Source organism: Seohaeicola zhoushanensis (genome assembly GCF_014656415.1).
Classification (GTDB): Bacteria; Pseudomonadota; Alphaproteobacteria; order Rhodobacterales; family Rhodobacteraceae; genus Seohaeicola_A; species Seohaeicola_A zhoushanensis.
On record NZ_BNCJ01000012.1, the window covers coordinates 92,257 to 111,028 of the forward strand.

An 18,772-nucleotide genomic window follows, 5' to 3' on the forward strand; every position below is an offset into this window, starting at 1 on the left:
ATCAGGCCGCGCGGCGCTCGTGGCGGCCTTCGGCGATCTCCTCGACGAGCTTGGCGCAGAAGGCCGGCAGGTCGTTCGGGTTGCGGCTGGTGACAAGGCCCTGGTCGGTCACCACTTCGCTGTCCTCCCAATGGGCGCCGGCGTTGCGCATGTCGGTGCGGATCGACTTGTAGGAGGTGAGGTGCCGGCCCTCGGCGATACCCGCCTCGGCCAGCAGCCAGGGGGCGTGGCAGATGGCGCCAACCGGCTTGCCCGCCTGCCAGAAGGCGCGGATCAGCGACAGGGCGTCCTCGTTGACGCGCAGCAGGTCGGGGTTGATCTGCCCGCCCGGCAGGACGAGGCCGTCGTAGTCGGTTGCCGAAACTTCGGACAAGGCGCGGTCGACCGGGATGGCCCGGCCCCAGTCCTTGTTGTCCCAGCCCCGGATCTGGCCGGATTCGGGCGAGACGACGTGGACCTCGGCCCCTGCCTCGGCCAGGGCTTTCAGCGGGTGTTCCAGTTCGGACTGTTCGAAGCCGTTGGTGGCGAGAATGGCGATCTTCTTTCCGTCGATACGGGGCATGGTGCGCTCCTTTCCGGTGTGTCTCTGTTCGAGCAGGTCAACGTGTGGTGGCCCGAGGGGTTCCGCGACACCGGGGGTTCTTGCCTATCGCCGCCCTCCCCCCTAAGCAGGCGCCAGGAACGGCAAGGGGTCAGGCGCATGAACATCCTCATTCTCGGCGGCGGCGGGCGCGAACATGCGCTGGCCTGGGCAGTGATGCAGAACCCGAAATGCGACAAGCTGATCGTCGCACCGGGCAACGCCGGGATCGCGCGCATCGCGCAATGCGCCCAGCTCGACATTCTCGACCCGACGGCGGTGACCGAATTCGCCGAGGACAACTCCATCGACTTCGTGATCGTCGGCCCCGAGGCGCCGCTGGCCGCCGGCATCTCGGACCGGCTGCGCGAGGCCGGTTTCCTGGTTTTCGGCCCTTCGGCGGCGGCGGCGCAGCTTGAGGCCTCGAAGCGGTTCACAAAGGAAATCTGCGACGCGGCCGGCGCACCGACAGCGGCCTGGGCGCGCTTTTCCGAGGCTGGGGCGGCAAAGGACTATGTCCGCGCGCAGGGTGCGCCGATTGTCGTGAAGGCCGACGGTCTGGCCGCCGGCAAGGGCGTCATCGTGGCGATGACCGAAGCCGAGGCGCTGGACGGTATCGACGAGATTTTTGGCGGCGCCTTCGGCGCGGCCGGGGCCGAGGTGGTGATCGAGGAGTTCATGGAGGGCGAGGAGGCCAGCTTCTTCGTGCTCTGCGACGGCGAGACGGTGCTGCCGATCGGTACGGCGCAGGACCACAAGCGGGTTGGCGATGGCGATACCGGTCCGAACACCGGCGGCATGGGCGCCTATTCGCCCGCGCCGGTGCTGACCGACGAGATCGCGGCCAAGGCGCTCGACGAGATCGTGCGCCCGACCATGGCCGAGATGGCGCGGCGCGGGATGCCCTACCAGGGCGTGCTCTATGCCGGGCTGATGATCAAGGACGGCCAGCCCCGGCTGGTGGAATACAACGTGCGCTTCGGTGATCCCGAGTGCCAGGTGCTGATGATGCGGCTTGGCGCCCAGGCGATGGATCTGATGCACGCGGTGGCCGAGGGGCGGCTCGACACCATGCGGGTCAACTGGGCCGACGATCATGCGCTCACCGTGGTGATGGCGGCGCAGGGTTATCCCGGCGCCTACCGGAAGGGCAGCGTGATCGGCGGGCTCGACAGCCTGCCCGAGGACAGCTTCCAGATGTGCTTCCACGCCGGCACCGCCGAGAAGGACGGGCAGGTCATCGCCACCGGCGGCCGTGTGCTGAACCTGACCGCGCGCGGCGCCACGCTGGCCGAGGCCCATGCCGCCGCCTATGCCATGGTCGACGCGCTCGACTGGCCCGAGGGCTTCTGCCGCCGTGACATCGGCTGGCGGGCGCTGTGAGGTAATCTGAGGAATTTGCTTGCTTTTCCAGGCCGTCCGGATTTCCTGGCGGCATGGTTAAACTGGTTCTTCTGCACAAGGCCGACTCGATTTACGAGGATGAACCGGACCGGGTCTACGACTTTCCCCGGTCCTATCTGAAGGCCGTCAACGAAGCGGTTGGTGACTGGATCGTCTATTACGAACCGGTGAAAGCCGGGCCGCGCGGCTATTTCGCGGTCGCCAAGATCGCGCAGGTGATCCCGAAACCCGGAGCCGAGGGGCGCTTTCTCGCGCTGATCGCGCCGGGCAGCTACCTGCCCTTCGACAGCGATGTCCCGCGTCTGCTGAACGGGCGGCCGCTGGAGCAGGCACTGACCGGACCGGACGGGTTGCCGCGATCGGGCGGCTCGGTGCAGCTGGCGGTGCGCCGCCTGCCCGAGGCCGAGTTCGCGCGCATCGTCAACCTTGGCCTGCCGCAGGATCTCGAATGGCAGGAACAGGTGCGCTACGACCCTGTGCCTGCTGGAATGCAGGAGGAGGCGCTGACCTTTGAGCGCCCCGTGCTGGAGCGGCTGACCCGCCGGCCATATCGCGATGTCGCCTTCCGGCGGAAGGTGCGCGAGGCCTATGACTATCGCTGTGCCATGTCGGGTCTGCGGCTGCGGAACGGCGGTGGACGGCCCGAGGTGCAGGCGGCGCATATCCGCCCGGTCGAACGCGATGGCAGCGATTCGGTCCGCAACGGGCTGGCCCTGTCGGGGACCTTGCACTGGATGTTTGACCGCGGGCTGATCTCGGTGGCCGATGATTGCCGGACCATCCTCGTCTCGCACAACAAGGTGCCGGGCGACGTGGCGCACCGCTTGCTGCGCAGCGAGGGTACCCTGTTGCCGCCACAGGACCCGCGCAACGCGCCGCACCCCGAGAACCTGCGCTGGCACCGCGAGCATGTCTTCGGACAGGTGATGCCCACGGATCCGGCGCCCTGGGAGTGAGGCCCGCCTAGCGGCAGAGCAGCGCGGCCTCGAGGCTCTGGCTGCCGCGCAGGGCGGCGTGGTCGCGGGTTTCGAGCTGTCCGTCGCTCAGGGTCGTGACCTGGATGCGCCGCCAGGCGGGGTCGAGGGTCACGATCTCGGCCCGACCGTCGCAGTAGCGCACGCCGCCGGAGATGCTCTCGTCGCCGATGCGGTGGTTGGTATGGCCTTCGGCGCTGGCGACTTCGGTCAGGTGGCCGCCCTCGAACCGCCAGACCCGCAGGACCCGGGCGAGGTGCGGGCGGTCGACATAGGCAATCTCGATCCTGCCGTCGCTGTCGAGATCGTCTGCCCCGAGCGGGGCGAGCCAGCGATGTGGCTGGCCGATGGGGGGCGTTGCCGCGATCAGCCGGGCGCGGCGGTCGTAGATGGCGAGGCGGGCGCCCAGCCGCAGGTCGCTTTGCACCACGATGACCTCGGGCATCCCGTCACCGTCGAGATCGGCGATGCGGGGGGCGATGTCCTCGAAGACCTCGTCCTCGGGCAGCAGGGCCTCGGCGGGGCAGGTGGTCCGGTCGGACCCGGCCTGGGTGACGTGGATGGTGAGCAGGCGCATGTCCTGCAATCGGCCCATGATGTTATGGCCGTAGGCGTCGGTCGCTTCCGCGAAGCCGGCGTGGAACTCCATCCGGACACCCACCGGTGCCCAGTTCTCGTGCGCGAGATTGGGGGGCGGGTTGATGAAGGGGGCGACGGAGGATCGTCCCGGCAGACCGCCTGCCGGGAAACGGGCCTCGCAGGCGGGGGCAGCGGTCGCGGCCATGAGGCCGAGCAGCGCGAGGCGGCAGAGACCTGCGCCCCGCCGCAGCATCAGATCTGCTTTTCGGGCATCTGCACGACGAGACCGTCGAGCGCGTCGGTGACCCGCAGCTGGCAGGTCAGGCGCGAACGCTCGGGATCGGGCTGCCAGGCAAAGTCGAGCATGTCCTCTTCCATGTCTTCCTTGGCCGGGAGCTTGTCGACCCAGATGGGGTCCACGTAGACATGGCAGGTCGAGCAGGCGCAGGCGCCGCCGCAGTCGGCCTCGATGCCGGGGATGTTGTTGTCCCGTGCACCTTCCATCACGGTCATGCCGTTGGAAACCTCGACCTCGTGCCGGGTGCCGTTGTGCTCGATATAGGTGATCTTCGCCATGCGGCGGGCTCCTTTCGCTTCCTGCGGGAACTTCCTAGCCAAGCGGTTTGCCGGATGCCACCCAAATCTGTGTTAGGCTGGGAGGCCGCTGGACAGTGCGGAGGCGTGTTCTATATTTGTTCTCATGGAATCGCGCTCCGATCTGCCCCGCTGGCCGCGACCGCCGGCCTGCCTGCCCGCCGCCCGGCTTGCCGAGCCGCCCGAGGGCGCGCGGGTGGCGGTGGCGGGGCTGGTGATCCTGCGGCAGCGGCCGGGCACCGCCAAGGGGGTGATCTTCCTCACGCTGGAGGACGAGACCGGGGTGGTCAACGTCATCGTCTGGCGCAAGATGTATGAACGGTTTCGCCGCGCGGTGATCGCCGGGCGGATGCTGCGGGTGACCGGCCGGGTGCAGCGGGCGCATGAGGTCACCCATGTGATCGCCGAGCAGGTCGAGGACATCTCGGCCATGCTCGACCTGCTGCTGGCGCGCTGAGTCCCCTCAGGCCCCGACGTCCGGCCCGTAGCAGAGCATCTCGTCGCCCATGTCGCGCGCCTCGTAGAGCTCGGTTTCCTCGGGGTCGTTGACGTATTGCGCCACCAGGCCGCTGGCCGATTCGCGGAAGGTCCAGCATTGCGGCTCGCCGCTGTCCTCGTAGAGGAAGCAGATCTGCCCGGCCTGTTCGTACCAGATGCCGTCCTTGCACTTGCCATCGAGGAAGGACCAGACCACGCGCCGCCCCTCGAGGTAGCGTTCGACGCCATAGGCCTCGCCGCCGGCGCCGTAGTAGAGCGTCTTGCCGCGGGTATAGGCGTCAAAGGCCTCGGCGCTCAGCGTCGATTGCGCGAGCGCTGGCGAGGCCGTCAGGGCCAGCAGAATCGGGATCAGTCTCACCATGGGGCAAGTCTGCCAGAATCGCCCCATCGCCGCCACTTATGGTTTGCGAATGGTTAACCGGGCGCGGGGGCAGGGCGGTGAGCCGGCGGTCCATCACCCGCCGCCAGAGCGGCGGCACGGTGGCCAGCATCGCCATCGCCGGGATGCCCGCCGGCAGCATCGGCAGCGTCGGGTCGAGCCGCAAAGCGGGGAAGGGGCGGGCCGGGTTCAGGTGGTGGTCGGAATGGCGCGGTGCGTTCAGCATCATTGCGCCCGAGAACCAGGGCGCGGCGTTCCAGCTGTCGCCGGGGCCGACCGGCGCGGGGCTGCCGTCGGCGCGCAGCGCCCGGCGCAGGCCATAGTGCTGGACATAATCGGCCATCAGCAGCTGGGTCTGGGCGTAGAGCGCGAGGAAGAGCAGCGCCAGAACGCCGCGAACCCCGCCGATCATCCAGGCAGCGGCCAGGGTCAGCAGGGCCCCGCCGAGATAGGCGGCATAGGGATGCAGCCCGCCGCGCCCGCGTCGCAGCCTGGTCTCGGCCCGCCAACCCTCGCGGAACGAACCGGCCCAGGCCCGCGCCCAGAAGCGGTAGAAGCCTTCGCCCGCCCGCGCCGAATTGGGGTCGGCGCCGGTGCCGACATTTGGGTGATGCACCCGCAGATGCGCCGAGACGTGGTGGCCGAACAGCAGCGAGACATAGACCGCCGTGCCAAGCCGCACCCGCCAGCGATTGCGGGCATGGATCAGCTCATGCGCGTCCGAGTTCGAAACCTGCCCAAAGAAGTTCCCCAGCGCCACCGCCAGCGCGAGCATCTGCCAGGGGCCGAGAGGGACCGCACCGGAGAGGGCGCGCAGGCCCAGGACCAGCAGAACGAAATGCGCCAGTGCCACAGCCACCGCCAGCCCAGCGCCGCTTGTCTCGCGCGGCAGCAGGGCAACGCGTGTCAGCCGGTCAAGCAGTCTGACCAGAAGGGTCATGGCGAACAGTGCGACCCAGGCCCAGGCTCCGCCCAGCAGGCAGGCCAGCGCCAGCAGGGCGGCAGGGGTCAGGCTGGCCAGCGCATACCAGGCCATGCGGTCTCCTTCGGTGGCTGGGCCGAGTGTCGGACGCGGCGGGGGCGCTGTCCAGAGGCTCAGGCCTCGGCCGCGTCCTCGAGCCGCAGCTGCACCTGCGAGCGCCCGCCCCAGGTGTTGATCTCGAGCCGCCCGGCGACATGGAAACGCGCGCCGGCATGCTCCAGCAGCCGCGGCCCCAGGTCGGAATCGAAGGCGCCGAAGGCGATGGTGTCGAGCTTCTGCCCGCCGCCGTCATGCAGGACCAGCTTGAGGTGCTTCTCGCCAACCTTCTTGGCAAAGCTCACCCGCAGCTCGGGGAAGGCAAAGCGCGGGGCCGAGGCGCCGGCGCCATAGGGCCCGGCCTGTTCGACCTGGGCGACCAGTTCGGGCGTGGCGGCTCCGGGCATCAGGGCGCCGTCGATGCGCAGGTCGGCGGCGCCGCCGGTGCCTGCGCCCTGGCGCGCCAGCAGCTCCGAGAGCCGCTCCATCGCCGCCTCGATGCGGTCCTCGGCCACCGTCAGCCCGGCCGCCATGCGGTGGCCGCCGCCCTTCAGCACCAGCCCTTCCGCCGCCAGCCGCTGGATCGCCGCGCCGAGGTCGACGCCGGCGACCGAGCGGCCCGAGCCCTTGCCGATGCCGTTCTCGACGCCGATCACCACCGCCGGGCGGTTCGCCGACTCCTTGAGCCGCGCCGCCACGATGCCGACGACGCCGGGGTGCCAGCCTTCGCCAGCCGCCCAGACCAGCGGCGCTTCAAGGCCGCGGTCCTCGGCCTGGGCCAGCGCGGACAGGCGCACCGCCTCCTCGATCTCGCGCCGCTCGGTGTTGAGCTGGTCGAGCCGCGCGGCCAGTCCCTGCGCTTCGGCCTCGGAGTCGGTGGCGAGCAGCCGCGCGCCGAGATCGGCCTTGCCGATCCGCCCGCCGGCATTGACGCGCGGGCCGAGCAGGAAGCCCAGGTGATAGGGGGTGGGCGCGGTGTCCATCCGCGAGACGTCGGCCAGCGCCACCAGGCCGGGGCGTTCGCGCCGGGCCATGACCGTCAGCCCCTGGCGCACCAGCGCGCGGTTGACCCCGATCAGCGGCGCGACATCCGCCACGGTGGCAAGCGCCACCAGGTCGAGGAGGGCCATCAGGTCGGGCCCGGTCGGCTGCCCCGCCACGCGCAGCTGGCGGCGCGCCTCGACCAGCATCAGGAAGACCACGCCGGCGGCGCAGAGGTGGCCGAGGTCGCCCTCCTCGTCCTGCCGGTTGGGGTTCACCACGGCTAGCGCCGGGGGCAGCGTCTCGCCGCCGAGGTGGTGGTCGAGCACGATCACGTCGGCGCCCTTGGCGGCGGCGATCGGCTCGTGGCTCAGCGTCCCGCAGTCGACGCAGACGATCAGGTCATGGTTCGCCGCCAGCATCGACATCGCCTCGACATTGGGGCCATAGCCCTCGTCGATCCGGTCGGGGATGTAGAGCGTCGCGGTCAGTCCCATGCCGCGAAGCCAGACCAGCAGCAGCGCGGCCGAGCTGCCGCCGTCGACGTCGTAATCGGCGAATACCGCGATCCGCTCGCGCCGTTTCACCGCGGCGAGAAAGCGGCGCGCCGCCACCTCCATGTCGCGCAGGCGGCGCGGGTCGGGCAGCAGGTCGGCCAGCTTGGGGGTCAGGAAGGCCATCGCCTCGGCGGGCGGCACGCCGCGCCGGGCCAGCACCTGGCACAGCGGGCGGGGCAGGGCGGTGGCCTGGGCCATCGCCTCCGAGGCGCGCTCGATCTCGATGCCGGGGCCGACCCAGCGGCGCCCGGTCAGCGAGGCCGACACTCCCAGGAAACCCGCCTCCATCATGCCCTGCGCGCCTGCTGCTTCTTCTCTTGAAAAATACTCCCGCCGGAGGCGTCCCGAAGTCGCCGCCCGCGCGGCCTCAGACCACCGGGGTGCGGTATTCCATGCGCCGCACCGAGCCGGTCTTCGAGCGCATCAGCAGCGTGGTGCAGGTCATCCAGCCGGGTTCGCGGCGGATGCCGGGCAGCAGGGTGCCGCCGGTGACGCCGGTGGCGGCGAAGATCACGTCCTGCGTCACCATCTCGTCGCGGCGATAGACGCGGTCGAGGTCGGTGATGCCGGCCTTGGCCGCGCGGGCCTTCTCGTCGTCGTTGCGGAACACCAGCCGGCCTTCGATCTGGCCGCCCATGCACTTGAGCGCCGCCGCCGCGAGCACGCCCTCGGGCGCGCCGCCGGTGCCCATGTACATGTCGATGCCCGTTGTGGCGCTGTCGGCGCAGTGCATCACGCCGGCGACGTCGCCATCGGTGATGAGGCGGATCGAGGCGCCGGTCGAGCGCACTTCGGCGATCATCGCCTCGTGGCGCGGGCGTTCCAGGATGCAGACGGTGATGTCCTTCGGCTGGCAGCCCTTCTCGGTCGCCAGCGCCGAGACGCGGGTGGCTGGCGGCATGTCGAGGGTCACGAGGCCTTCGGGATAGCCGGGGCCGATGGCGAGCTTTTCCATGTAGGTATCAGGCGCGTGCAGCATCGAGCCGCGCGGGCCCATGGCGATCACGGTCAGCGCGTTCGGCATGTCCTTGGCGGTCAGCGTGGTGCCTTCCAGCGGGTCGAGCGCGATATCGACGCCGGGGCCGTTGCCGGTGCCGACCTCCTCGCCGATGTAGAGCATCGGTGCCTCGTCACGCTCGCCTTCGCCGATGACCACGACGCCGGCGATGTCGAGCAGGTTCAGCTGCGTGCGCATGGCGTTGACGGCGGCCTGGTCGGCGGCCTTCTCGTTGCCGCGGCCCACCCAGCTGGCCGAGGCCAGCGCCGCCTGTTCGGCGACACGGGCGAGGCCGAGCGAGAGCATCCGGTCCTGGAAATCGGCGGTCGAGGTCATGGTGTCATCATTCCTGCTGAATAGGTTGCTTGCCTTCGGTTTATCCGCGCGGCGGATGCGGCACAAGCCTGCGTGCCGCCAGCGGAGGGGGCGGGGGTTGTCGCCCCCGCCCGCAAGGGCCTATCCGGCGTAGTCGGCCCAGGGCATGTCCTCGCCGCCGAGGCCGCCCTTCAGGACACGGGTCGGCAGTCCCATCCGGTCGAGCAGGGTGAAGAACGGCCGAGGGTCGAGTTCCTCGACGTTCTTCATGGTTCGGGCGTCCCACTCGCCGGTCGCCACCAGCATCGCCGCGGCCACCGGCGGCACGCCGGCGGTATAGGAAATGCCCTGGCTGCCGACTTCCTCGTAGGCTTCCTTGTGGTCGGCCACGTTGTAGACGAAGAGCTCGACCTCCTTGCCGTCCTTCACACCCTTCACCAGGTCGCCGATGCAGGTCTTGCCGGTGTAGTTCGGCGCGAGGCTTGCCGGGTCGGGCAGGCAGGCCTTGACCACCTTGAGCGGGATCACCTCCTGGCCCTCGGCCGTGGTGACGGGCTGTTCCGACAGCAGGCCCAGGTTCTGCAGCACGGTGAAGACGTTGATGTAGTGATCGCCGAAGCCCATCCAGAAGCGGACATCCGCCTGCGGGTAATGCGTGGCCAGCGAATGCACCTCGTCATGGCCCGACTGATAGGCCTTCGAGGGGCCGACCACCGGCAGGTCCCAAGTCTGGCCCGAGGCGAACATGCTGGTTTCCTTCCAGCTCTGGTCTTCCCAGTAGTAGACGGTCCCGGTGAATTCGCGGAAGTTGATCTCCGGGTCGAAGTTGGTAGCGAAATACTTGCCGTGCGACCCGGCGTTGATGTCGATGATGTCGATGCTCTTGACCTCGTCCATCTGGTCGATGGCGAAGCGGGCATAGGCGTTGACCACGCCCGGGTCGAAGCCGGCCCCGAGGATCGCCGTCACGCCCTTCTCGGCGCAGGTATCGCGTCGCTTCCACTCGTAGTTGGCGTACCACGGCGGGGTCTCGCAGATCTTGTCGGCCTCTTCGTGGATGGCGGTGTCGATATAGGCGGCGCCGGTCTCGATGCAGGCGTCGAGCACATGCATGTTCACGAAGGCGCTGCCGACGTTGATGACGATCTGCGCGCCGGTCTGCCGGATCAGGGCGGCGACGGCGTTGGACTGCATGGCGTCGACCTCATGCGCGGTGAAGTCGCCGGCGACCTTCATGGCGCCCTTCTCGTGGACACTGGCGAGGATCGCCTCGCATTTCGAGCGGGTACGGCTGGCGATGTGAAGGGCGCCGAACACGTCGTTGTTCTGGGCGCATTTATGCGCGACGACCTGCGCGACGCCGCCGGCGCCGATGATGAGCACGTTCTTCTTCAAATCTGAATCCCCTCAGATGATGAGGCGGCCCGCCAGGCGGGCGCCAGGTCAACAGGCGTCCGTCAGGACGCGGTCAGATCACGACAGGGCCGCCGCGAAATCGTCATAGGTGAAGCTGCGCACCAGGCGCTCGGAACCGTCGAGTTCGCGAATCGCGATGGCGGGCATCTGCACGCCATTGAACCAGTTCTTCTTCACCATCGTGTAACCGGCCGCATCCTGGATCGAGAGGCGGTCACCGGCCTTGAGCGCCTGCGGAAAGCGGAACTCTCCGAAGACATCCCCGGCGAGGCAGGACTTGCCGCAGATCATCCATTTCTGGTCGCCGCTCTCCTGCATCTTCGCGCTTTCGCGATAGATCAGCAGGTCGAGCATATGGGCCTCGATCGAGCTGTCGACGATGGCCAGGTTCTTGCCGTTGAACAGCGTGTCGAGCACCGTCACCTCGAGCGTCGTCGACCTGGTGATCGCGGCCTCGCCGGGTTCGAGATAGACCTGCACCTCGTTCTCGCCGGCAAAGCGTTTCAGCCGTTCGGCCAGCTTTTCCAGCGGATAGCCCTCGCCGGTGAAATGGATGCCGCCGCCCAGGCTGATCCAGTCCATGCGGCGGATCAGGTGGCCGAAGCGTTGTTCGATCATGCCCAGCATCGCGTCGAAGCGGTCGAAATCCGCGTTCTCGCAATTGTTGTGGAACATGAAGCCGCTGATCTGGTCGGCGATCGGTTCGATCACCTCGGGGCTGTGTTCGCCAAGACGCGAGAAGGGCCGCGCCGGATCGGCGAGGTCGAAGCTCGACGTCGAGACGCCGGGGTTGACCCGCAGCCCGCGGGTGTGGCCGCGGCTGACCGCCTCGAAGCGTTCCAGCTGCTGCGCGGTGTTGAAGATGATCTTGTCCGAGGAGGCCAGCACCTCGTCGATCTCGTGCGGGGCCCAGGCCACGGAATAGGCATGAGTCTCGCCCGGGAACTTCTCGCGCCCCAGCTTGACCTCGAACAGCGAGGAGGAGGTCGTGCCGTCCATATATTCGGCCATCATGTCGAAGACCGACCAGGTGGCGAAACACTTGAGCGCCAGCAGCGCCTTGGCGCCGGAGAGCGCGCGCAACCGGGCGATCTTCTCCATGTTGGGGAGAAGGCGGGACTTGTCGATGAGATAATATGGCGTTTGCATACGCGTCGGGGCCTCTTCGGGTCGGGACGGGAATGCATCGGGCCAGAGGCGATGCCGGTGCCGTTTATCGGGACTCGGAGGGGGTCGCAATGGCCTGTACGCGCGGAATCGTCGCAGATTCACCGCGCCGGAGCGATATCGGGGCCCCGTGGCCCCGATCGGTGGTTCAGACTTCCTCGATCCGCAGCGCCACCGGCTCGCCGGCGATCACGTCGGTCTGGCGCATGGCAGCCAGCGCCTCGTCCAGGGCGGCGCGGCTGGTCTTGTGGGTGACGAAGAGCACCGGGGCGGTGGCGTCGGAATGGCCATACTGCCGCATCCGGTCGATCGAGACACCGGCCTGGCCGAGGATCGCCGCCACCTTGGCCAGCGCGCCGGGTTTGTCGACCAGCTTCATGCGCAGGTAATAGGGCGCGGGCAGGGCCGAGCGTGCCGCCGGCAGGGTTTCAAGCGTCGTGGCCGGTTGCCCGAAGGTGGCGAGGCGCAGGCCCCGCGCGATGTCGCAGACGTCGCCCATCACCGCGCTCGCGGTCGGGCCCTGGCCGGCGCCGGGGCCGCGCAGCACCAGCTGCTGCACCGCGTCGCCCTCGATCACCACCATGTTGGTGCCGCCTTCGAGCTGCCCCAGCGGCGAGTCCGCCGGCACCAGGCAGGGCTGCATCCGCTGTTCCAGCCCGCGGCCGGTGCGCTGCGCCACGCCGAGCAGCTTGATGCGATAGCCCATGTCAGCCGCCTGGTGGATGTCTTCCAGCTGGATGTGCTGGATGCCCTCGATTTCGATCCCGTCGAAATCGGGCGCGGTGCCGAAGGCGATGGCCGCGAGGATCGCCAGCTTGTGCCCGGCGTCGATGCCGCCGACGTCGAGGTTCGGATCGGCTTCGAGATAGCCCAGCTTGGCGCATTCCTCGAACAGCGCGTTGTAGCCCTGGCCGGTCGCCTGCATCCGGGTCAGGATGTAGTTGCAGGTGCCGTTCATCACGCCCATGACGCGGGTGATCTCGTTGGCCGCCAGCCCCTCGGTCAGCGCCTTGATGACGGGAATGCCGCCCGCGACCGCCGCCTCGTAGCGGATCACCCGGCCCGCCGCTTCGGCCATCTCGGCCAGCTCGCGCCCGTGGTGCGCCAGCATCGCCTTGTTCGCCGTGACCACATCCTTGCCGGTGGCAAGCGCGGCCTTGACCGCGTCGAGCGCCGGCCCCTCGTCGCCGCCGATCAGCTCGACAAAGACGTCGATGTCGTCGCGACGGGCCAGGGCGACCGGATCGTCCTCCCAGCCATAGTCCTTGAGAGGGACGCCCCGGTCCTTGTCGCGGCTGCGGGCCGAGACCGCGCTCAGCGTGATCGCCCGCCCGGTGCGTGCCTCGAGCAGGGCGGCATGGCGGCGCAGGATCTGCACCACGCCGGTGCCCACCGTCCCCAGGCCGGCGATTCCAAGGCGCAAGGGTGCAGTCATCTGGCGGATCCTCTTTGTCGGAAATGTCGTTCGGCAGTCGCTTAGCCGGTTCGCCCGGCCAGCGCAACGCGGCAGATGCCTACTCGGTGACGCCCGCGTCCATCCGGGCGCGCGCGGTGTCATCCACCACCGTCCGTGCCGAAAGTTCACGCGCCCGCCGCTTCAAGCGGTCGGCGCGCGCGTTCAGCGCGCCCGACAGCCGCTCAGCCTCGGCCGCCGGGTCGGCGGGGGCAGTCAGCTCGGTATCCAGCGGGATCAGCGCGGGGTAATCGGCCGCCCTCAGGTCGGGTGGCACCACGTCGCCCAGTTCCGGCACCTGGGTGCAGGCCGCCAGCGCCAGCAGCGCGGCAAGGGCGGGACGGGGCAGGGGCATCGGCATCACTCCGGGCTGGTGCCTGCAATCTCGCCCGTGGCGCGCGCGGATGCAAGGCGGGGCTTTTATATGAACGGATGGTCAGTTAATCTTTGCCGCATGGCTCGCACCCAGGGATCGCATTCCGACATCACCGGCCCGCGCATCCGCGACGCGGCGCTGCGACTGTTCGCGCGCCATGGCTATGCCGCCGTGTCGATGCGCCAGATCGCTGCCGAGGTCGGGGTGCAGGCCGGTGCGCTCTACAACTACATCCCCGACAAGCAATCGTTGCTGTTCGAACTGATGCAAGGTCACCTGGCCCAACTGTTGGAGGCATTCGCCGAACTGCCCCGCCCCGAGGGCGCGTTGGCCCGGCTGCGCGCGTTCACCGGATTTCACATCCGCTTTCACCTGGCGCGGCCCGACGCGGTGTTCATCGCCTACATGGAACTGCGCAACCTCAGCCCCGAGAACTTCGCCGCCATCGAGGCGAGCCGACAGCGCTACGAGGGGCTGCTCGAATCGATCCTTACCGACGGCATCGCCGAAGGCGTGCTGGCCCCGCCCGACCCGAAACTCGCCACCCGCGCGGTGATCGCCATGCTGAACGGGGTGAATACCTGGTACCGCGAGGGCGGCCGCCTGACGCTCGACGAGGTCGAGGCGATCTATTGGGACATGGTGCGCAAGGCGCTGGGCGGCTGAGGTCGCCTCAGCCGGCACGGCCACGCGCCAGCAGGCCACGGTCCTGGTCGACGAGGAAATCGGTCACCACCGCGCCGATCCACATGCAGAACAGGGCCAGCCAGGCGGTTGCAACGAAGATCGATCCGCCGGTGACGCCGGCGCCGATGGCGCAGCCGCCAGCGAGCATCCCGCCGAAACCCATCAGCACCGCGCCGATCATCGCCTTGCGCATGGTGGCGGGGCCGTCGAAGCCCTCGAACCGGAACTCGCGCGCCAGCAGCGAGGAGAAGAACGCGCCGAGCACCACACCCGGCACCAGGCCGACGTCGAATTCCAGCACGGCAGCGCGGTCGAGGAAGAACATCAGCGTATGCGCCGAGGGGCCGGTGAAGGTGGCGCTCTCGATCTGAACCGGCTCGAAGGCGACTTGCGCCAGCGCCGAGGTCAGCGCCCAGCCCACCGCCACGGCAAAGCCGACGCCCGAGGCGAAGACCAGCCGGGCCGCTCCAATCCGGTTGTGCCGCGCCAGTGCAAGCGCGACGACCGCGATGGCGAGACCGAGCACCAGCCCCGACTGCTCCGGCAGGCCGAGCGCGGCGAGCAGGTCGACATTGCGCCCGCCCGGCGTGATCCAGAGCGCGGCCAGCCGGTCGCGCCAGGGCGACAGGATCCCGCCGAGGCTCATCTGCGCCACCACGGCGAAGATCAGCCCCGAGACGACCGAGCGCAGGTTGCCGGTCGAGGCCAGCACCAGCAGGCGGCCCGAGCAGCCGCGCGCCAGCACCATGCCGGCGCCGAACATCAGCCCGCCGATCACCGCGCCCGACCAGCTGCCGGGCACCGCCATCATCCGCGCGTCGTTGACATTGAGGAAGCCGGCGAGCCGCGCCGCCTGCACCCAGACCAGCGCGGTGGAGAAGGTCAGCAGCCAGACCGCCACCGCCGCGCCGAGCCGGCCGCGGGCGAATTCCACCGTCGCCGCGCGCAGGCAGAAGCGCGACCGTTGCGCCGCGACCCCGAAGATCGCGCCGGTTATCAGGCCGAACAGTGCCGCCGTCGGTGCCTCTCCGATCCGGTCGACCAGGGCGACGAGATCCATGCCCATACCTCCAAGCATTCCGCTGCCGGAATGTATGCCGGGGCCTTGACGACAACTTTGATCCAGATCAGCCGCGCCTCGGCGAAATTGTCTCGCCAAGTCGGGATATCCGGCGTATCTGCGATTTCATGCGAAGTCCCGTGCGCCTGTCCGATGCTCATGCCCTGCCGCTCTGGCGCCGGCCCATGACTCTCCTTTTCGTGATGGCGGTGGCGATGCCCATCGCCTTCTTTGCCTGGAACGCGCTGCTCAACAATTTCGTCATCGAGGTGGCGGGTTTCGACGGCGCGGATATCGGCCTGCTGCATTCGGTGCGCGAGATTCCGGGCTTCCTGGCGGTGGGCGTGATCGTCGTGCTGCTGTTCATGCGCGAACAGGTGCTGGGCCTGATCTCGCTGGTGCTGCTGGGCGTGGCGACGGCCTTCACCGCCTGGTTCCCCTCGCTGGGCGGGCTCTTGTTCCTGACGCTGCTCTCCTCGATCGGCTTTCACTACTACGAGACGGTCAACCAGTCGCTTCAGCTGCAATGGCTGCCCAAGGAGCGCGCGCCGCAGATCCTCGGCTGGATCCTCGGTGCTGCCTCGGCGAGCACGCTGGTGGTCTACGTGCTGATCGCGCTGACCTGGGAGACCTTCGATCTCTCCTACAACCTCGTCTTCATGGTTGCGGGCGGGACGACGGCGGCGATTGCGCTGTTCTGCCTGCTGGCCTATCCGCAGTTCGAATCGCCGCATCCGCAGCTCAAGACCTTCGTGCTGCGCCGCCGCTACTGGCTGTATTACGCACTGCAGTTCATGGCCGGCGCGCGGCGGCAGATCTTCATGGTCTTTGCCGGCTTCATGATGGTCGAACACTTCGGCTTCGAGGTGCACGAGCTGACCGGCCTCTACATCATCAACCTGCTCATCAACATGTTCGCCGCCCCCTTCATCGGCCGGGCGGTGGGCCGCTTTGGCGAGCGGCGCATCCTGATGGTGGAATATACCGGGCTGACGCTGGTCTTCCTGATGTATGGCGGGGTCTACTGGTTCGGCTGGGGCGTGGTGCTGGCGGCCTCGCTCTATGTCATCGACCACATCTTCTTCGCCATGGCGCTGGCGCTGAAGACCTACTTCCAGAAGATCGCCGACCCCGCCGACATCGCGCCCACGGCGGCGGTGGCCTTCACCATCAACCATATCGCGGCGGTCTTTCTGCCGGCGGCGCTGGGCCTGCTCTGGGTGGTCTCGCCCTCGGCGGTCTTCCTGCTGGCGGCCTGCATGGCGGCCGGGTCGTTCGGGCTGGCGCTGCTGATCCCCCGCGATCCCTGCCCGGGGCAGGAAACCGTGCTGGCGAGGCTCCTCGCCGAACCGGCGGAGTGAGCGCCACCATGGAGGGCCGTTTCGTCACCGGCTCGACCATGGGCCACATCGTGCGGATGACGATGACCGGCACCTTCGGGATCACTTTCGTCTTCCTGGTCGACGCCGCCAACCTGTTCTGGATCTCGCAGCTGGGCGATCCCCGGCTGGTCGCGGCCATCGGGTTCGCCTTCGCCATCCAGTTCTTCTCGGTCTCGATCGGTATCGGCCTGATGATCGGCGCGGTGGCGCTCATCTCGCACGGGATCGGCGCGGGGCAGCGCGAAGCCGCGCGGCATAGGGCGACCGGTGCCGCAATGATCGCCTGCGCGATACAGGCGGCGGTGGCGCTGCTGCTCGTCACCTTCCGGCATGAGATCGTCGGCGCCACAGGCGCGACCGGCGAGACGGCCCGGCTGGCGGCGCGCTACCTCGCCATGTCGGTGCCTTCGCTGCCGATCATGGCGGTGGCGATGATCGCCAACGGCGCGCTGCGCGCCCAAGGGGACGGCACCCGCTCGATGGTGGTGACGTTGACATCGGGGTCGGTGGCGATGGTGGTCGACCCGCTGCTGATCTACGGGCTGGGCATGGGCCTCGACGGCGCCGCGACCGGCGTGGTGATCTCGCGCTGTGTCATGCTGGTGATGGCGCTGCGCTTCGCCACCGGGACGCATGACCTGCTGGCCCGCCCGCGTCTCAACGACCTGCGCGAGACGGCGGCGCCCTTCCTGGCCATCGCCTTCCCGGCGATCCTGACCCAGCTCTCCACTCCGGTCGGCAACTACCTGATGACCCATGTGATGTCGCAGTTCGGCGACGACGCGGTGGCGGCCTGGGCGGTGGTCGGGCGGATGACGGTGCTGGCCTTCGGCGGGGTGATGTCGCTGTCGGGGGCGATCGGCGGTATCTTCGGGCAGAACTGGGGGGCGCATCAATACGGCCGTCTCCGGCGGATCTACCGCGATGCGATTCTGTTCGGCCTGGGCTACACGCTGATCACCTGGGGCCTGCTGGTGCTGGCCGGCCCGGCGCTCAGCGCCGGTTTCGCGCTGAGCGAGCAGGGGGGCGAGGTGCTGCGCGCCTTTACCCATGTCGGGGCGGGCGGGTTCATCTTCGCCTGCGCGCTCTTCGTGTCGAACGCCGCCTTCAACGCACTGGGCCGGCCCGGCCGCTCGACCCTGACGAACTGGGTGCGCGACGGCGTGTTGACGCTGCCGCTGGCGCTCTGGCTTGCCGCCGGTTTCGGCGCGCCCGGCGTGATCTATGCCCAGGCGGTGGCCAGCCTGATGGTCGGCACGCTGGCCGCCTGGTGGGGCTGGCGTTTCGTGCGCGGTTTCGGTGCTGATCTGCCGGCACCGGTTGATCTTCCGCCCACGCGGCCCTATCCGCATGTCGACCGCTTCCGGAGACGCTGATGACCACGACCTATACCGCCCTCACCACCCTGACCGGCAAGGCCCCCGCCGAGGCGCTGGGCGAGGCGATGGAGAACCTGATCCCCGAACCGACCGGCGTCGGCGTCTTCGAGATGGAAGACGGCTCGGGCCTCTGGGAGGTCGGCGGCTATTTCATCGAGCCGCCGGATACCGTGGCGCTGGCGCTGCTGGCGGCGGCCCATGGCGCCAGGGACTTCACCGTCTCCGAGGTGCCCGAGACCGACTGGGTCGCCCATGTGAAGCGCGAGCTGGCCCCGGTGGTCGCGGGCCGGTTCTTCGTCTACGGCAGCCATGACGCCGACAAGGTGCCCGCCGAGGCGGTGCCGTTGCTGATCGAGGCGGCGATGGCCTTCGGCACCGGCCACCACGGCACCACGCTCGGCTGCCTCAAGGCGCTGGACGCGCTGGTGACGCAGGGCTTCGTGCCCAGTGCCGTCGCCGATATCGGCTGCGGCACGGCGGTGCTGGCGATGGCCGCGGCGCGGGTCTGGCCCGAGGCGCATGTGCTGGCCAGCGACATCGATCCGGTGGCGGTCGAGGTGGCGGTGTCGAACCTGCGCGCCAACGGGATGGACGGCGCGGTGGATTGCGTCGAGGCCGCCGGCTTCGGCAACCCGGCGCTGGCCGAGGCCGCGCCCTTCGACCTGATCTTCGCCAATATCCTGAAAGGCCCGCTGATCGCGCTGGCCCCCGACCTTGCCGCGCATCTGAATGCCGAAGGAATAGTCATCCTGTCGGGGATTCTTGCCGATCAGGCGGATGAGGTTGCCGGGCATTATGAAGCGGCTGGCATCAATATCCGCGAGCGCGGCCAGATTGGTGAGTGGATCACGCTTGTTGGCGTGAAGAAGGCCTGAATTCGGCTAAAATATGGCGTGAAACTGAGGCATTGCCCTATTCTCGTCCCGAATCCCCGCTAAGAATCCTCGATCGCTGGTGGGGACGAGCGACCGGAGAT

Annotated in this window: 19 protein-coding genes; 7 read left to right on the forward strand and 12 right to left on the reverse strand. The window is 68.7% G+C overall.

Annotated features, from left to right (window positions below; translation table 11 throughout):
* Position 1: 1 nt before the first annotated feature.
* Complete coding sequence (locus IE266_RS18030; protein ID WP_189681508.1) at positions 2 to 562, reverse strand: type 1 glutamine amidotransferase domain-containing protein; 561 nt, start codon at positions 560 to 562, stop codon at positions 2 to 4.
* A 138-nt stretch (positions 563 to 700) separates the two neighbouring features.
* On the opposite strand from IE266_RS18030, the gene purD reads away from it, so the two are divergent.
* Both purD and IE266_RS18040 read left to right on the forward strand, forming a co-directional pair.
* Positions 701 to 1,963 (forward strand): phosphoribosylamine--glycine ligase, encoded by a 1,263-nt coding sequence (gene purD, locus IE266_RS18035; RefSeq protein ID WP_189681509.1) that lies wholly within the window; start codon positions 701 to 703, stop codon positions 1,961 to 1,963.
* A 53-nt stretch (positions 1,964 to 2,016) separates the two neighbouring features.
* Positions 2,017 to 2,940 (forward strand): HNH endonuclease, encoded by a 924-nt coding sequence (locus IE266_RS18040; RefSeq protein ID WP_189681510.1) that lies wholly within the window; start codon positions 2,017 to 2,019, stop codon positions 2,938 to 2,940.
* A gap of 7 nt (positions 2,941 to 2,947) precedes the next feature.
* Here IE266_RS18040 and IE266_RS18045 read toward each other — a convergent pair whose 3' ends face one another.
* Together IE266_RS18045 and IE266_RS18050 are read right to left on the reverse strand one after the other, a co-directional pair.
* Positions 2,948 to 3,790, reverse strand: a complete 843-nt coding sequence (locus IE266_RS18045) for an FG-GAP repeat domain-containing protein (RefSeq protein ID WP_189681511.1) — start codon at positions 3,788 to 3,790, stop codon at positions 2,948 to 2,950.
* On the reverse strand, positions 3,790 to 4,113 hold the full coding sequence (locus IE266_RS18050) for a 2Fe-2S iron-sulfur cluster-binding protein (RefSeq protein ID WP_189681512.1): 324 nt from the start codon (positions 4,111 to 4,113) through the stop codon (positions 3,790 to 3,792). Before IE266_RS18050 ends, IE266_RS18045 begins: the two co-directional genes overlap by 1 nt.
* 124 nt (positions 4,114 to 4,237) lie before the next feature.
* Here IE266_RS18050 and IE266_RS18055 point away from each other — a divergent pair, with 124 nt between their 5' ends.
* On the forward strand, positions 4,238 to 4,588 hold the full coding sequence (locus IE266_RS18055) for an OB-fold nucleic acid binding domain-containing protein (RefSeq protein ID WP_189681513.1): 351 nt from the start codon (positions 4,238 to 4,240) through the stop codon (positions 4,586 to 4,588).
* Positions 4,589 to 4,594: 6 nt separating this feature from the next.
* Here the strand turns inward: IE266_RS18055 and IE266_RS18060 are convergent, their stop codons facing one another.
* From IE266_RS18060 to IE266_RS18095, 8 genes are all read right to left on the reverse strand, one after another.
* Positions 4,595 to 4,990 carry a hypothetical protein gene (locus IE266_RS18060; RefSeq protein ID WP_189681514.1) on the reverse strand — a complete coding sequence of 132 codons (396 nt, stop codon included), beginning with the start codon at positions 4,988 to 4,990 and terminating at the stop codon, positions 4,595 to 4,597.
* On the reverse strand, positions 4,908 to 6,044 hold the full coding sequence (locus IE266_RS18065) for an alkane 1-monooxygenase (protein WP_189681515.1): 1,137 nt from the start codon (positions 6,042 to 6,044) through the stop codon (positions 4,908 to 4,910). Before IE266_RS18065 ends, IE266_RS18060 begins: the two co-directional genes overlap by 83 nt.
* A gap of 59 nt (positions 6,045 to 6,103) precedes the next feature.
* Complete coding sequence (gene recJ, locus IE266_RS18070) at positions 6,104 to 7,855, reverse strand: single-stranded-DNA-specific exonuclease RecJ (protein WP_189681516.1); 1,752 nt, start codon at positions 7,853 to 7,855, stop codon at positions 6,104 to 6,106.
* A gap of 76 nt (positions 7,856 to 7,931) precedes the next feature.
* Positions 7,932 to 8,897 carry a class II fructose-bisphosphatase gene (gene glpX / locus IE266_RS18075; RefSeq protein ID WP_189681517.1) on the reverse strand — a complete coding sequence of 322 codons (966 nt, stop codon included), beginning with the start codon at positions 8,895 to 8,897 and terminating at the stop codon, positions 7,932 to 7,934.
* Between the two features lie 120 nt (positions 8,898 to 9,017).
* Entirely contained in the window at positions 9,018 to 10,271 is a 1,254-nt protein-coding gene (locus IE266_RS18080) for a saccharopine dehydrogenase family protein (RefSeq protein ID WP_189681518.1), read from the reverse strand.
* A 78-nt stretch (positions 10,272 to 10,349) separates the two neighbouring features.
* Positions 10,350 to 11,441: a carboxynorspermidine decarboxylase gene (locus IE266_RS18085; RefSeq protein WP_189681519.1), complete on the reverse strand. Its 1,092-nt coding sequence runs from the start codon at positions 11,439 to 11,441 to the stop codon at positions 10,350 to 10,352.
* Between the two features lie 166 nt (positions 11,442 to 11,607).
* Positions 11,608 to 12,894, reverse strand: coding sequence for a homoserine dehydrogenase (locus IE266_RS18090; protein ID WP_189681520.1), 1,287 nt, complete (start codon positions 12,892 to 12,894; stop codon positions 11,608 to 11,610).
* Positions 12,895 to 12,973: 79 nt separating this feature from the next.
* Positions 12,974 to 13,267, reverse strand: coding sequence for a hypothetical protein (locus IE266_RS18095; protein ID WP_189681521.1), 294 nt, complete (start codon positions 13,265 to 13,267; stop codon positions 12,974 to 12,976).
* Between the two features lie 99 nt (positions 13,268 to 13,366).
* Between IE266_RS18095 and IE266_RS18100 the strand changes: the two genes are divergently transcribed.
* Entirely contained in the window at positions 13,367 to 13,954 is a 588-nt protein-coding gene (locus tag IE266_RS18100) for a TetR/AcrR family transcriptional regulator (protein ID WP_189681522.1), read from the forward strand.
* Positions 13,955 to 13,961: 7 nt separating this feature from the next.
* Here IE266_RS18100 and IE266_RS18105 read toward each other — a convergent pair whose 3' ends face one another.
* A complete protein-coding gene (locus tag IE266_RS18105) occupies positions 13,962 to 15,035 on the reverse strand; it encodes a YeeE/YedE family protein (protein ID WP_189681523.1) in 1,074 nt (357 codons plus the stop codon).
* Between the two features lie 128 nt (positions 15,036 to 15,163).
* Between IE266_RS18105 and IE266_RS18110 the strand changes: the two genes are divergently transcribed.
* Genes IE266_RS18110 through IE266_RS18120 form a run of 3 tightly spaced genes read left to right on the forward strand, consistent with a single transcriptional unit; the run spans position 15,164 to position 18,671 of the window.
* Positions 15,164 to 16,396 (forward strand): MFS transporter, encoded by a 1,233-nt coding sequence (locus IE266_RS18110; RefSeq protein ID WP_189681524.1) that lies wholly within the window; start codon positions 15,164 to 15,166, stop codon positions 16,394 to 16,396.
* Positions 16,393 to 17,793: an MATE family efflux transporter gene (locus IE266_RS18115; RefSeq protein ID WP_229864255.1), complete on the forward strand. Its 1,401-nt coding sequence runs from the start codon at positions 16,393 to 16,395 to the stop codon at positions 17,791 to 17,793. The genes IE266_RS18110 and IE266_RS18115 overlap by 4 nt, the downstream gene beginning before the upstream one ends.
* Positions 17,793 to 18,671 (forward strand): 50S ribosomal protein L11 methyltransferase, encoded by an 879-nt coding sequence (locus tag IE266_RS18120; RefSeq protein ID WP_189681525.1) that lies wholly within the window; start codon positions 17,793 to 17,795, stop codon positions 18,669 to 18,671. The genes IE266_RS18115 and IE266_RS18120 overlap by 1 nt, the downstream gene beginning before the upstream one ends.
* Positions 18,672 to 18,772 lie beyond the last annotated feature (101 nt).